The sequence below is a fragment of the Verrucosispora sp. WMMA2044 genome (assembly GCF_027497155.1).
In the GTDB taxonomy this organism is placed as follows: domain Bacteria; phylum Actinomycetota; class Actinomycetes; order Mycobacteriales; family Micromonosporaceae; genus Micromonospora; species Micromonospora palythoicola.
The window spans coordinates 1,086,613-1,100,659 of the sequence record NZ_CP114913.1; the positions used below are offsets into that span (position 1 = coordinate 1,086,613).

The 14,047-nt window shown below is 73.1% G+C and carries 11 protein-coding genes; 3 read left to right on the forward strand and 8 right to left on the reverse strand.

Features of this window, described 5'->3' with window-relative positions; genetic code table 11:
- Positions 1-101 precede the first annotated feature (101 nt).
- Together O3597_RS05030 and O3597_RS05035 are read right to left on the reverse strand one after the other, a co-directional pair.
- The gene (locus O3597_RS05030; RefSeq protein ID WP_281603382.1) at positions 102-1,424 is read right to left on the reverse strand and encodes a low temperature requirement protein A; all 1,323 of its coding nucleotides are present in this window, start codon (positions 1,422-1,424) and stop codon (positions 102-104) included.
- Positions 1,425-1,469: 45 nt separating this feature from the next.
- A complete protein-coding gene (locus O3597_RS05035; protein WP_281603383.1) occupies positions 1,470-2,048 on the reverse strand; it encodes a TetR/AcrR family transcriptional regulator in 579 nt (192 codons plus the stop codon).
- A gap of 138 nt (positions 2,049-2,186) precedes the next feature.
- Between O3597_RS05035 and O3597_RS05040 the strand changes: the two genes are divergently transcribed.
- Positions 2,187-3,131 carry an SDR family NAD(P)-dependent oxidoreductase gene (locus O3597_RS05040; protein ID WP_281603384.1) on the forward strand — a complete coding sequence of 315 codons (945 nt, stop codon included), beginning with the start codon at positions 2,187-2,189 and terminating at the stop codon, positions 3,129-3,131.
- Positions 3,132-3,282: 151 nt separating this feature from the next.
- On the opposite strand, the gene sucB is transcribed toward O3597_RS05040, so the two are convergent.
- Positions 3,283-5,109, reverse strand: coding sequence for a 2-oxoglutarate dehydrogenase, E2 component, dihydrolipoamide succinyltransferase (sucB, locus tag O3597_RS05045; protein WP_164449265.1), 1,827 nt, complete (start codon positions 5,107-5,109; stop codon positions 3,283-3,285).
- Positions 5,110-5,181: 72 nt separating this feature from the next.
- Positions 5,182-6,573 carry a dihydrolipoyl dehydrogenase gene (gene lpdA / locus O3597_RS05050; RefSeq protein WP_281603385.1) on the reverse strand — a complete coding sequence of 464 codons (1,392 nt, stop codon included), beginning with the start codon at positions 6,571-6,573 and terminating at the stop codon, positions 5,182-5,184.
- A gap of 179 nt (positions 6,574-6,752) precedes the next feature.
- Between lpdA and O3597_RS05055 the strand changes: the two genes are divergently transcribed.
- Positions 6,753-7,082, forward strand: a complete 330-nt coding sequence (locus O3597_RS05055; RefSeq protein ID WP_164449263.1) for a hypothetical protein — start codon at positions 6,753-6,755, stop codon at positions 7,080-7,082.
- A 47-nt stretch (positions 7,083-7,129) separates the two neighbouring features.
- Here O3597_RS05055 and O3597_RS05060 read toward each other — a convergent pair whose 3' ends face one another.
- A complete protein-coding gene (locus O3597_RS05060; RefSeq protein ID WP_281603386.1) occupies positions 7,130-8,701 on the reverse strand; it encodes a leucyl aminopeptidase in 1,572 nt (523 codons plus the stop codon).
- Positions 8,702-8,864: 163 nt separating this feature from the next.
- On the opposite strand from O3597_RS05060, the gene gcvT reads away from it, so the two are divergent.
- The gene (gcvT, locus tag O3597_RS05065) at positions 8,865-9,989 is read left to right on the forward strand and encodes a glycine cleavage system aminomethyltransferase GcvT (RefSeq protein WP_164449262.1); all 1,125 of its coding nucleotides are present in this window, start codon (positions 8,865-8,867) and stop codon (positions 9,987-9,989) included.
- Between the two features lie 6 nt (positions 9,990-9,995).
- Here gcvT and O3597_RS05070 read toward each other — a convergent pair whose 3' ends face one another.
- From O3597_RS05070 to cobU, 3 genes are all read right to left on the reverse strand, one after another.
- A complete protein-coding gene (locus O3597_RS05070) occupies positions 9,996-11,285 on the reverse strand; it encodes a DUF2314 domain-containing protein (RefSeq protein WP_281603387.1) in 1,290 nt (429 codons plus the stop codon).
- A gap of 67 nt (positions 11,286-11,352) precedes the next feature.
- The gene (locus tag O3597_RS05075; protein WP_281603388.1) at positions 11,353-12,123 is read right to left on the reverse strand and encodes an adenosylcobinamide-GDP ribazoletransferase; all 771 of its coding nucleotides are present in this window, start codon (positions 12,121-12,123) and stop codon (positions 11,353-11,355) included.
- Positions 12,113-14,020 carry a bifunctional adenosylcobinamide kinase/adenosylcobinamide-phosphate guanylyltransferase gene (cobU, locus tag O3597_RS05080; protein ID WP_281603389.1) on the reverse strand — a complete coding sequence of 636 codons (1,908 nt, stop codon included), beginning with the start codon at positions 14,018-14,020 and terminating at the stop codon, positions 12,113-12,115. Before cobU ends, O3597_RS05075 begins: the two co-directional genes overlap by 11 nt.
- Between the last annotated feature and the right edge of the window lie 27 nt (positions 14,021-14,047).

Genomic DNA, 14,047 nt, shown 5'->3' on the forward strand with positions numbered 1-14,047 from the left:
GGCCATCTCCAGTTGACCTTCGCAGGGTAGTACCGTTGCCGGGATATCCGGCATAGGGCATCGGGTCGAGTCGGTGACCGTTCGATGCGTCCGGATCATGGTCAGGTCGTGCCGGGGGGGTGGCCGTGCCAGCGGGCGCGGTAGGCGGCCTCGTGGGTCTCGTGGGCGGTCCGCTCCTCGAAGACCACCGCGCGCAGCGTGTGCCGGGCCTCGGCCATGAAGATGACCTCGGCGAAGACCAGGCCGACGCAGATCGCGGTGAGCAGGCCGAGGGCGACCAGCCCGGGCATCGGCATGGCGACCGGAATGGCGGCGAGCAGGACGACCAGGGTGGCGACCCGGGTCCAGCTCAGCGTGTGCAGGGTACGGAGTTGGAAGGCCATGTTGCCGAGCAGGTAGAGGAACACCCCGCCGAACAGCATCGGCACGTTCGGCCCGTGGGCCGGCTCGGCCACCGGTACGCCGGGCTCGGCGACGTCGTGCACGATGCCCTCCGCGCCGAGGGCGAACAAAATGATCCCGGCGATCATCGGCAGGTAGAGGTAGGCGTAGGCGTCGCGGGCCATCAGCACCCGGGCGGGGCCGAGGGTGGCATGCAGAGCGATCCGGGCGGCCGGGCCGATCAGGTCGTAGTGCACCCACCACAGGGCGGCGGTGAAGAAGATCCCGAACACGGCCGCGGTCACCCCGGGCCAGGTCGGCGCCTGGCCGAGCAGGTTGCTGCCGACGCCGACGGAGATCACCGACTCGCCGAGCGCGATGATCAGGATCAGGTCGTACCGTTCGGTCCAGTGTTCCGCCGAGGTGACCTGCCAGCCCCAGGTGCGGGCCAGCAGCCCGGTGCCGTACTGCAGCAGCACCACGCTCACCCAGAGTGCGTCGCGGACGAACGCGGCGGTCCCGGCGTCGGCGATGTGGGTGGGTAGCAGGGCGGCCACCAGCAGCAGCGCGGTGCTCAGCGCCAGCTCCGGGGCGTATCGGAGCAGTTGCCGACGTTCGGTCGGGTTGTCGCGGACCACGTGTAGGAACAGGATCAGATGGATGGCCCGGATGATCACGTAGCTGACCGCGACCACGACCGGTCCCGCCTCCTCCTTGTGGTCCATGAACGCCTGCGGCAGGGCCAGGGCGAAGCAGAACAGCGCGGCCATCCCGACGACCATCAGCACCGGCACGAAACCCTCGCCGATGCGGATGCGGGTGGCTACCACCGTGTGCACCACCCAGCACCACCAGAGCACGGCCAGCACCAGTGCGGCGTGCAGCAGTTGGCGGCCGTTGATGTTGGCGGCGGTGGCGCGGGTGATGATGAAGAACGAGAAGACGAAGACCAGGTCGAAGAAGATCTCGAACTTGTCGACCCGGGCGCCGGGTGCGATGCCGACGGCCGGCCCGAGCCGCCCCCGCCAGCCCACATCGCCCACGGGCTGAGTCTGGCAGCGCGGACCTGGGCGTACGCCCGTTTTCGATCAGTCCGGCCGGCGGTACCGCAGGCCGTCCATCAGCAGGTCGAGCAGGCGTCGCGCCTGATCGCGCTGTTCCCGTCCACCGGCGGCGAGCGAGACTCCGCTGAGCCCGGCGAGGACGTCACCGGGCTGCACGTCCGAGCGAACGGTGCCGGCCGCCGCGCCCGCGGCAAGCAGTCGGTTCAGGGCGGCGAGCAGCCGGTCCCGGCTCTGCGCGAACGGGTTGGTGCCGGCGGCGATCACCAGGCGCAGCGCGTCGGCCATCTCCCGCTTGGTGGCGAGGTAGTCGATGAAGTGGTCCATCCAGGCTCGGGTCGCCGCCTCCGGCGGCAACTGGTCGAGCAGCTCCACTGCGGAGTCGCAGAGCCGCTCCAACTCGTTGCGGTAGGCGGCCTCGACCAACGCTTCTCGGGTGGGGAAGTGCCGGTAGAGCGTGCCGATGCCCACTCCGGCGTCGCGGGCGATCTGTTCCAGGGTTACCTCCGTGCCGGACCGGGAAAACGCCCGGACGGCCGCCTCCAGCAGCCGTCGGCGGTTGCGCAGCGCGTCGGCGCGCAACGGTCGGGATGGCTGCTCCGGCACGTACTCCTCCTGACAGTCGGCCTCCGCCCGGTTGGCAAACGGAGGATCCTCCGGTTAGCCTGGCGGTAACGGAGGAGCCTCCGCTTCTCATCGTAGTGGCGGACAGAATCGCCGCACACCCTGAGACAAGGATGGATCATGACCATCGGCACGCCTGTCAGCACCCCGTTCACCGCCGAGTCCACCGCGCTGGAGGTCGTCGCGGGCGTCGACCTCACCGGCCGTCGAGCCGTCGTCACCGGCGGCGGGTCGGGTATCGGTGTGGAGACCGCCAGGGCGCTCGCGTCCGCCGGTGCCGACGTCACCCTCGCCGTCCGCAAGCCCGAGCAGGGGGAGCGGGCGGCGGCGGAGATCATCGGTACGACCGGCAACGACCGGGTCAGCGTCGCCCCGCTCGACCTGGCCGACCCGGCCTCGGTGGCCGCCTTCGTGGCGAACTGGGACGGCCCGCTGCACATCCTGGTCAACAACGCCGGCATGATGGCCTCGCCCGAAATGCGTACCCCGCAGGGCTGGGAGATGCAGTTCGCCACCAACCACCTGGGCCACTTCGCGCTCGCCACCGGGCTGCACCCGGCCCTCGCCGCCGCGCAGGGCGCCCGGATCGTCTCGGTCAGCTCGGCGGCGCACCTGCGCTCGGCGGTCGTCTTCGACGACATCAACTTCGAGCGCCGGCCCTACGAGCCGTGGGCCGCGTACGGGCAGTCCAAGACCGCGAACGTCCTCTTCGCCGTCGAGGCGAGCCGGCGCTGGGCCGACGACGGCATCCTGGTCAACGCCCTGCACCCCGGCACGATCCGCACCAACCTCCAGCGCTACGTGACCGAGGAGGAACTGGCCCGGCTGCGCGCCCAGAGCGGGCCGGCCACGCCGCCCTGGAAGACCCCGGAGCAGGGCGCCGCCACCTCGGTCCTGGTCGCCACCTCACCCCTGCTCGACGGCGTCGGCGGCCGCTACTTCGAGGACTGCCAACAGGCCGCCCCCCACCAGCCGAACACCCGCACCGGCGTAGCCGACTACGCCCTCGACTCCGACGCTGCCCACCACCTCTGGGAGGTCAGCACGAAGACCCTCACCCCCTGACCGCAACCTCCCCGTCGATCATGAAGTTGTTGTCGCGCCACGCCGAACCCGGCGACAACAACTTCATGATCGACCTTTCGGGGAGCGGGACGGTGAGAACAGCAGGGCGCCCCGGTCCGGGAGGACCGGGGCGCCCTTGGGTGCGCTGGGGTCAGAGGCCCAGTTCGGCTTCGAAGTTGCCGGCCTCCAGGCGCTCCTTGACCGCGGTCAGGAAGCGGGCGGCGTCGGCGCCGTCGATCAGTCGGTGGTCGTAGGACAGGGCCAGGTAGACCATCTGGCGTACGGCGATGACCTCACCCAGCTCCGGGTCGTTGACCACGACCGGACGCTTGACCACGGCACCCGTACCCAGCATCGCCGACTGCGGCGACGGCACGATCGGGGTGTCGAAGAGGGCGCCCCGGCTGCCGGTGTTGGTCAGCGTGAAGGTCGCACCGGCGATCTCGTCCGGGCTGATCTTGTTGGTCCGGGTCCGCTCGGCCAGGTCGGCGACCCGCTTGGCGATCCCGCCCAGGTTGAGGTCACCGGCGTTGTGGATGACCGGCACCAGCAGGCCCCGCTCGGTGTCCACCGCGATGCCGAGGTTCTCGGCGTCCGGGTAGGTGATCGTCCCGCCGTCCAGGTCCATGCTGGCGTTGACGATCGGGTACGCCTGGAGCGCCTCGATGGCCGCGAGGGCGAAGAACGGCAGGAACGACAGCTTGACGCCGTGCCGCTGCTGGAACGACTCCTTGGCCTGCGCCCGCAGCTTGGCGATCTTGGTGACGTCCACCTCGACCACCGTGGTCAGCTGCGCCATCTCGTGCAGCGACGACAGCATCCGCTTGGCGATCGCCGCGCGGATGCGCGGCAGCTTCTCGGTGGTGCCCCGCTTGGCGCTCGGCTGCGGCTTGGCGGCCGGCTTGGCCGGGGCTCCGGCCGTCGGCTGAGCTGCCGGAGCCGGTGCGGCCTTGGCCGCCTTGGCCTGCTCTGCCGCGTCCAGCACGTCCTGCTTGCGGATCCGGCCGCCGACTCCGGTGCCGTTGACCGAGGCGAGGTCCACGTTGTGCTGGCTGGCCAGCTTGCGTACCAGCGGGGTCACGTAACCGGCCGCCTGCTCGCCACCGTTGGCCGGCGCCGCCGCGCGCTGCGGTGCCGCCGGAGCCGGCGGCTGCGCCGCCTGCTCGGCCTTCACCGGCTCCTGCGCCGTCTCGGCCTCGGCGGCCGGCTCGTTGTACGACATGCCCGGCGTCGGCTCGGACACCTGCGGCTCCGGCTTGGCCTCCGGCTCGGGTTCGGCCTGCGGCTCGGGCTTCGCCTCCGCTTCGGGCTTCGGCTCCGGCTTCGACTCGGCCGGGGCGCCACCGGCGGCACCGACCACGGCCAGGGTCGCGCCGACCTCGGCGGTCTCGTCCTCGGCGACCTTGATCTCCAGCACGGTACCGGCGACCGGCGAGGGGATCTCGGTGTCGACCTTGTCGGTGGAGACCTCCAGCAGCGGCTCGTCGACCTCGACGGTCTCGCCGACCTGCTTGAGCCAGCGGGTGACCGTACCCTCGGTGACGCTCTCGCCCAGGGCCGGCATCTGCACCGGGGTGCCCTCGCCCGACGGTGCCGGTGCCGCCTGCGCCGGCTGCTCGGTCGGCTCCTCGACGGCCGACTGCTCCGCCTCGGCCTGCGGCTCCGCCGCCGCCTCGGCGGCCTGCTCGGCGGGAGCCTCCTCCTGCTGCTGCGGGGCGGCTCCACCGCCGGCCGACTCGCCCTCGCCGGAGATCACCGCCAGCTCGCTGCCGACCTCGGCCGTCTCGTCCTCGCCCACCACGATCCGGGTCAGCACCCCGGCCGCCGGGGACGGGATCTCGGTGTCGACCTTGTCGGTGGACACCTCGAGCAGCGGCTCGTCGACCTCGACGGTGTCACCCTCCTGCTTGAGCCAGCGCGTGACGGTGCCCTCGGTGACGCTCTCGCCGAGCCGGGGCATGGTGACCGATACCGGCATGTTCTCCAGACTCCTTCATTTCCCTGGTGGGGGGAGCGCCGCCCGTCGCCGGACGCCGCGGATACGTCGTGATCAGGCGTGCGCGTGCAGCGGCTTGCCGGCGAGGGCCAGGTGCGCCTCGCCCAGGGCCTCGTTCTGCGTCGGGTGGGCGTGCACGAGCTGCGCCACCTCGCCCGGGTACGCCTCCCAGTTGTAGATCAGCTGCGCCTCGCCGACCAGCTCGCCGACCCGCGCGCCGACCATGTGCACGCCGACCACCGGACCGTCCTCGACCCGCACCAGCTTCACGAAACCGGCCGTCTTGAGGATCTGGCTCTTGCCGTTGCCGCCGAGGTTGTAGTTGTAGGTCTTGACCTTGTCCGCGCCGTACTGCTCCTTGGCCTTCGCCTCGGTGAGGCCGACCGACGCCAGCTCCGGGTCGCTGTAGGTGACCCGGGGGATGCCCGCCTCGTCGATCACCGCCGGGTTCTGGCCGGCGATCTCCTCGGCGACGAAGATGCCCTGCTGGAAGCCGCGGTGGGCGAGCTGGAGACCGGGCACGATGTCGCCCACGGCGTAGACGTTCGGCACGTTGGTGCGCAGCCGCTCGTCGGTCAGCACGTAGCCCCGGTCGACCTTGACGCCCTGCTCCTCGTAGCCGAGGTCGGCGGTGTTCGGGCCCCGGCCGACCGCGACCAGCAGCAGCTCGGCCTCGACGGTGTCGCCGCCGGCGATGGTCACCTTCACGCCGCTGTCGGTCTTCTCGACCTTCTCGAACGGCTTGCCGACCTTGAAGTTGATCTTCCGCTTGCGGAAGGCCCGCTCCAGCGCCTTCGACGACTCCTCGTCCTCGGCGGCGACGAGCCGGGGCAGCGCCTCGATGATCGTCACGTCCACCCCGAAGGACTTCCACACGCTGGCGAACTCGACGCCGATCACACCGCCGCCGAGCACGATCGCCGAGGCGGGGACCCGGTCCAGGGTCAGCGCGTGGTCGCTGGTGATGACCCGCTCGCCGTCGATCTCCAGACCCGGCAGGCTCTTGGCGTACGACCCGGAGGCCAGCACCACGTTGCGGCCGGTGTACCGCTTGCCGTCCACCTCGACCGCGTTCGGCGCGACAAGCTTGCCGTGCCCCTCCACGATGGTGATCGACTTGTTGCCCTTGAGCATGCCCTGCAGGCCCTTGTAGAGCCGCGAGATCACGCCGTCCTTGTACGAGTTGACCCCCGCCATGTCGATGCCGACCAGCTCGGCCTTGATGCCGAACTGCTCCGACTCGCGGGTCTGGTCGGCGATCTCGGCCGCGTGCAGCAGCGCCTTGGTCGGGATGCATCCGTTGTGCAGGCAGGTGCCCCCGAGCTTGCCCTTCTCCACCAACGCCACGGAGAGGTCCAACTGGGCGGCGCGCAGGGCGGTCGCGTAACCGCCGCTACCACCTCCGAGGATGACGATGTCGAAGGTTGCGTCGTTCGGCTCGCTCACGTCCAACTCCCAGGTCGCTTCGCTGCATCGGGGGTCACGGCGGGGTAACACGGACACACCCCACCTCGGCCATCTTGTCACCACCGCGTCGCACCCGCGTACCGAGGTGCCCAACGACACGTCGCCGCCACGTACCCTTGGCTCTGCCTTCGATACGCCACGACTGGGGAGACGGCTCGGTGGGACTGTTCCGGCGAAGCAAGCGACCACGCTCGGCTGACCCTGACCGTACGGCCAATCGTGCCGATCTGGAGCACCTTGAGAACTTCGTCCGGACCCGCAAGGGCGTCGAGGCGTACATCGAACCGCGTACCACCGTCACCGAGACGACCGTGATCCTGATCGCCGACGACGGGGAGTGGACCCGACGCCGGATCGACGGGCCGGACGGCGCGCGGCGGTTCGCGTTCCGGCTGAGCATCCCGATCTACGACGTGGCGCTGATGGGCTACCCGCAACGCATGCGCGACTACAACGAGCGCCGCAAACGCCGCCCCGAACAGTACTGACGTCCGCAGGGGCCCCTCCCGTACGACAAGGGGCCCCTCGCGCACACTCAGCCGTTGGCGGCCACGTCGTCGATCAGGTGCAGCAGGGTGCGGACGGGGACGCCGGTGCCGCCCTTGGTCCAGTAGCCGGTCGCCTCGCCCGTGTGGTACGACGGACCGGCGATGTCGATGTGTGCCCAGGCGACGTCGTCGGTGACGAACTCGCGCAGGAAGACTCCGCCCTGGAGCATGTGACCGGCCCGGTCCATGCCCGCGTTGACCTGCGAGATGTCCGCGACGTCGGAGTCCATGCCCTTGCGCACGTCGTCCGGCAACGGCATCGGCCAGGCCGGCTCGCCGACCGCGTCACCGGCACCACGGACCCGCTCGCACAGCTCGGCGGTACCCATCACACCGGAGATCCGCTTGCCCAGCGAGACGACCTGACCGCCGGTCAGGGTGGAGGTCTCGAACAGGTAGTCGCAGCCGTCGGCGCAGGCCCGGGCCATCGCGTCGCCGAGGATCATCCGGCCCTCGGCGTCGGTGTTGAGCACCTCCACCTTCTTGCCGTTGAACATGGTGACCACGTCACCCGGCCGGTACGAGGTTCCCGACGGCATGTTCTCCGCCATCGGCACGTACCCGGTCACCGTCACCGACGGCTTCAGCTCGGCCACCGCCAGCATGGTGGCCGCCACCGCCGCCGCACCGGCCATGTCGGACTTCATCTCCCACATGCCCTGGGCCGGTTTGATCGAGATGCCGCCGGTGTCGAAGGTGATGCCCTTGCCGACCAGGGCGACCCGCTTACCGGTGCCGCCACCGGCCGGGGTGTAGGTCAGCTTGACCAGTCGCGGCGGGGCCTCCGAGCCCTGACCGACGGCGATGATGCCGCCGTAGCCGCCCTCGCGCAGGGCGACCTCGTCGAGCACCTCGACCGTCAGCCCGGCCGCCCGACCGGCCTCGGCGACCGCGTCGGCGAAGGCCGGCGGGCGCAGCTCGTTCGGGGCGATGTTGACCCAGTCGCGGGTACGCCGGACCGCGCCGGCCACCGTGCGGGCCCGGGTCACCTCGGCCTGCGCTGCCGCGTCCGCGGCGTCCGGCACGGCGACGAGCACCTCGGCGACCGGCTCGCGGCGGGTCGGCTGCGGCCTGGTCTTGTACCCGGCGAAGCGGTAACCACCCAGCAGCGCGCCCTCGGCGACGGCGCGCAGCGCGTCGGCGGCGTCGGCGTCGTCCGGCAGCGGCAGCGTCATCGCCACCCGGGACGCGCCGGCCAGAGCCCGCACGGCGGCGCCCGCCGCCCGGCGCAGCGTCTCCGGGGCGGGCGCCGCGCCGCTGGGCTCCGGGCCGAGGCCGACAGCGGCCAGCACCGGCGCGGTGACCGTGCCCAGCGTCGCCAACTTGATCACCTCGCCGGGACCGCCGGTCGCGCCGAGCAGCGCCAGCGTCTCGGTCAGCTTGCCGTCGAAGGCGGCGGCGATGCTCTCGGCGCCGCTGGCGAGCAGCAGGGTGCCGGCGAGGCCGCGGGTGGCGTCCTGCTCGCCGGTCGTACTGTGCACGCCGATCACGATCGCGTCGACGGCGAGTTCGGCGGGGTCGGTGTCGACCAGGCTCAGGGTGGTGCTGGGCGATGTCACGGAGGCTGCTCCCGGGCGGGCCGGGCCGGTCGCGTGGTGGCGTACCGGCGGTGGAGTTCCCCGGCGGATGATTTACCCGCCGGACGTCATTGCTGCCCCGCCAGGTGATCCGGCGGTCCCGCCGATGCTAACCAGCCCGGTGCCTCCCGGTAAGTTGCCACCCATGACCGAGGTGACCACCGACGCCGCCGCGACCCGGCTGCGTCGTTCTCCGCTGGCCGGCCGGCACACCGCGCTCGGCGCCAAGTTCGCTCCGTTCGGTGGCTGGGAGATGCCCCTGGAGTACGCCGGCGGCGGAGTGCTGCGCGAACACACCGCGGTGCGTACCGGCGTCGGCGTGTTCGACGTGTCACACCTGGGCAAGGTGCGGGTGACCGGGCCGGGAGCGGCGGAGTTCGTCAACGCCTGCCTCAGCAACGACCTGGGGCGCATCGGGCCCGGGCGAGCGCAGTACACCCTCTGCTGCGACGAGGCGACCGGCGGCGTGGTGGACGACATCATCGCCTACCTGCACGCCGACGACCACGTCTTCCTCATCCCGAACGCGGCGAACAGCGCCGAGGTGGTGCGCCGGCTGCGCGCCGCCGCGCCGCCGCAGGTCACGGTCACCGACGAGCACGAGGGGTACGCCGTACTGGCGGTGCAGGGGCCCCGGTCGGCGGACCTGCTGGGCGCGCTCGGCCTGCCCACCGGGCACGGGTACATGAGTTTCTCGCCGGCGACGCTCGGCCAGGTCGAGCTGACCGTGTGCCGTACCGGCTACACCGGTGAGCTGGGCTACGAGCTGGTGGTGCCGGCCGGTGACGCGGTCGCGGTGTGGGACGCGTTGTTCGCCGCCGAGCCGGCGCCGCAGGCGTGTGGGCTGGCCGCACGGGACACGCTGCGCACCGAGATGGGGTATCCGCTGCACGGACAGGACCTCTCGCTGGAGATCACGCCGGTGCAGGCCCGCTCCGGGTGGGCGGTCGGCTGGGACAAGCCGGCCTTCTGGGGGCGCGACGCGCTGGTCGCGGAGAAGGCCGCCGGTCCGGCGCGTACGCTGCGCGGCCTGGTCGCCGTCGAACGCGCCATCCCCCGCCCCGGCATGGCCGTCTACGCGGGCGACACCCGGGTCGGCACGGTGACCAGCGGCACCTTCAGCCCGACCCGGAAGCAGGGCATCGCCCTCGCCCTGATCGACACCGCCCCCGCCCTCACCGACGGCGCCGAGCTGCACGTCGACATCCGCAACCGCCGCACCCCCGTCCACCTGACCCGCCCCCCCTTCATCCACCCCTCCGTCAAGTAAGACCGGTCAGGGGGTTGGGGGTTGGCCGGCGTCGAGGACGGCCTGGGTCCAGCCGCCTTCGATGACGCCGTCGGCGTTCAGGACCGCCCAGTCGACGATGTCGGCGACCGCCACGACGACGGGGGAGCCGATGCGTACGGTGGGGTCGGTGTTGGCGTCGCTGGCGCTGGCACCGACGATCCGGTCCGGGGAGTCCCAGTCCGTCACCCCGGCCCAGACGTACTCCGGGCCGTCGTCGCCCGGCAGCCCGTACTTGACCACCAGCTGCGTCTCCGGTGGCAGCTGACCGTCGCGGAACCGGGCCCGGATGTCCGCCAGTCCGGCGCGGGCGGTGGCGATCGCCCGGCTCATCGCGTCACCGGAGCGGGCGTACCGCACGTCGGGCTGAATCCCGGAGAAGAGGGTGGCGCAGGCGTTGGCGAAGTATCGCCCGGCGGGACCGGGGTGCCCGGCCGGCGGGCGCAGGCTGAGGAAGGAGTCGGCGTCCGGGTCGGTGGCCGGGTCCAGCTCCAGCCGGAGCAGCACCGGCGCGGTCGCCCCGTGCTGCTCCGGATTGCCGTACGCCACCGCGATGTCGTGGCCGGTCACCGTGGCCAGCACCGGTAGCTGCACGAACGCCGGGACCTCCTCGCCGGCCAGCCCGTCGGTCCAGTCCCGCAGCAGGCGCCGGGCGGCACCGGTCATCACCGCGCCCCAGGCCCGGGTGAGATGGTCGGGCACCCCCTGGGTCTGCAACTCCAGCAGGCCGAAGCGGCGCAGCCCCTTGGTGGTGAACCAGAGCCCCTCGGCGTCCGACGAGTAGGGCACCAGCACCCAGTCGACCAGCCGGACCCGGCCCTGCGCGTCGGGCAACGAGCGCAGCGCCGTGGCCGGGTCGAGGAACTGCAGGCCGAAGACGTCCACCACGTCGCCGCCGACCGCCTCGGCGACCGCCGCGGCCACCGCGCGCGCGGCCCACTCGTGAGCGGGCGGCCAGCCCGGCCGGTACTCCGCCTGCACCACCACCAGGTGGCTCGCGGCGGCCAGCCGGTCCAGCTGCGCCTCGCTGGCCCCGAACGCGGTGAGCAGGTCCGGCGGCAGCTCGGGGAACTCGCCGACGGGCCGGATGTCGACGCTCATCAGCGGACTGTCCAGCATCTGCCGGGCCAGCCCGTACACCGGCTCGGCGAGCCGGCCGGCCAGCGTCCCCACGGCCGTGCGGGCGGTCACCGACGGCAGTCCGGCCGTCGGCACCAGATAGGTCGCGCTCAGCGACTCCGGAACCGGAACGGGCAGGAAGTCGTCGGTGATGAGCATGTCGTCCCCCGGGTGGCCGCGCCGGTGCTGTCGTCGCAGGTACGCTACCCGGCTCCGGGCCACCGACTCAGGCGGACAGCACCAGTCCCAGGTAGACGAGCGTGGTGACCAGCTCGACGGTGGCGCCGAGCACGTCGCCGGTGATCCCGCCGAGGCGGCGTACCACGTGCCGCAGCAGCCCGGCCGCGACGGCGAGCGCCGCCAGCACGACCAGCGGGCCCTGCCACGGCTGTTGCGGCACCGCCGCGACCGCCAGCAGCGCGACGGCGGCGGTGGTGACGGCCAGCGCGACGGGGCCGACGCTGCCGGCGACGAGCGCACCCAGCCCCTCCGGTCGCGCCGCCGGCACCCCTCGCCGGCAGGCCAACGTCACCCCGAGCCGCCCCGCCGCCGTGGCCGTCAGCACGGCCGCGAACACCGCCGGGCGGGACCGGCCGGCCAGCTCGGCCAGCGCGGCGGCCTGCACCAGCAGGACGAGCACCAGGGCGACCACGCCGAAGGGCCCCACGTCGGGCTTCTTCATGATCTCCAGGGCGGCCGGCCCCCGCCGGTACGACCCGAGCGCGTCCACGGTGTCGGCCAGCCCGTCCAGGTGCAGTCCGCGGGTGAGCACCGCCGCCGCCGCGACGGTGACTCCGGCGGCGACCAGCGGCGCGGTGCCGGCGGCCAGCAGCAGGATGCCGGCCAGCGGCACGCCGAGCAGCGCGCCGACCGCCGGGGCGAGCGTCATCGCCGTGCCGGCGGTGGCCCGGTCGACCCGGCCGACGCGCAGCGGCAGGATGGTGAGGGTGGTCAGCGCCAGCCGCGCCCCGTCGCCGAGCCGCAGCTCAGCCGGCACGTGCGGCGGAGGTCTCCGCCGGCTCCGCGGCCGGCGTGGTGGTGGTCGGGCCGGGCCCCTCGGGCTCCGGCTCGTGGAAGTCGGGCTCCGTCTCCTCGACCGGTCCCGGCTCGTCGCCCTCTCCGCTGTCGTCGTCCTCGGCACGGGACGGCAACGCGGCGGCCAGCGCCAGCGCCGACCGCAGCAGCGGCAGCACGGTGAGCGCGTTCGCCCCCTCGCCGAGATCGAGTCGCAGCTGGGTAAGCGGATCCAGGCCGAGCACGTCGGCGGCGAGCCGGACGGCCGGGTGACCCCCGTCGTCGGCCAGCAGGCACCAGTGCCGGGCCTGCCCGGCAAGGTCCCGACTGATCAGCGCGGCGGCCACCCCGACGGGACCGTCCAGCAGCACCGGCAGCCGGCGGGCGGTCGCGCCCAGCAGGATGCCGGTGGCGACGGCGAGGTCCCCACCGCCCAACTCGGCGAGCACGTCGACGGCGTTGCGGGCGGAACGACGGGTGCGGTGCAGGGCGTCGCGGACCGCGGCGCAGCGGGCCATCCAGGCCACGTCGTCGATCTCGCCGCCCGCGGTGACCACCCGGGCCAGCACCGCGGGCGGTTCGGCGCCGGCGGTCGCGGCCAGCACCGCCGCGGCCGTGGCCTCGGTGCCGGCGCCGCACGCGGCCAGCACCAGCAGTTGTACGCCGGCGTCCGCCGCCTCCTCGGCCAGCCGCCAGCCGTGGCGCAGGGCCGAGTCCACCTGCTCGGCGTCCAGCGCCGGGCCGTGCTCGATGGGCGCGGCGGCGGGGGCGTCCACCACCTGTAGGCTCGCGCCGCTCTCGGCGGCCAGCCGGGCGAGCACGCCCTGCCCGGCTCGGGCCTGCTCGGCGCGGCGGGCCGACTCACCGGCCGTCGTGCCGGCGGCGACGCCGCCCGCGTGGTCGCCGTGAACCAGCAGCACCCGCACCGACCGCCACGGGGCCGGGACGGGGGTGCCCTGGGTGGCGGCGGCGAACGAGACGACCTGCTCCAGCGCACCGAGCCCGGTGCCCGGCACGTCCAGGCTCGCCAGCCGGTCGACGGCCTGCGGCCCGGCGTACTCGTCGGGCATGGGCAGTTCCATGCCGGGCTGGATGACCAGGCCGGTCGCGACCAGCGGGAGGGCCGTGGTAGGCGCCGTCCAGCCGGCGCCGACGGCCTCGGCAGCGGGCTCGGCGGGCACCTGCGGGCTGGTCACCGGCGGCGAAGCGGGCAGCGGCGGAGCACCGGGGGTTTCCGACGACTCGCCGGTCGGCCCGGCCTGAGCGGGCACCGTGGCAGCTCCGGCCGACGGGGCGGAAGCGGCCGGTGACGCGTCGGACGGTGCGGGTCGGGTGGCGGCGGGCTTCAACCGGCACGGCTGGCCGGCGACCACCAGGACCACCGTGTCGCAGGCGTCCGCGACGGCGCGGTTGACCGCGCCGAGGGCGTCGGTGAACGCCCGGCCCAGCGGTGTGGTGGGTACGAGGGAGAGCCCGACCTCGGGGCTGACCAGCACCAACCGTGCGGCGCAGGACCGCACGGCGGCGGCCAGTTCGTCGACGGTGGCGGTGTCGTCGGCCGGCTGGTGCGCCGGGTCGAGCAGGACCGTCACCCAGCCGCCGAGGTCGTCGACGAGCAGGGTGTCCTCCGGCCGGGCGGTGGAGATCACGTCGGCGAGGCGACGCGGGTCGGTCGCGGTCTCCTCGGTGCTCCAGGTCGCGGGCCGGCGGGCGCGGTGCGCGGCGAGGCGCGCGGCCCACTCGGGATCGTCCCCCGGGTCGGCGGCGGTCGCCAGGTAGCGGACCGTGGACGCGTCGGCGACCAGGGACTCGGCGAACTCCGACTTGCCGGACCGGATGCCGCCGAGGACCAGAAGCGTGTTCCACCCGTCAAGGGACATGCTGCGTACCTTACGTCGAGCGGGCGG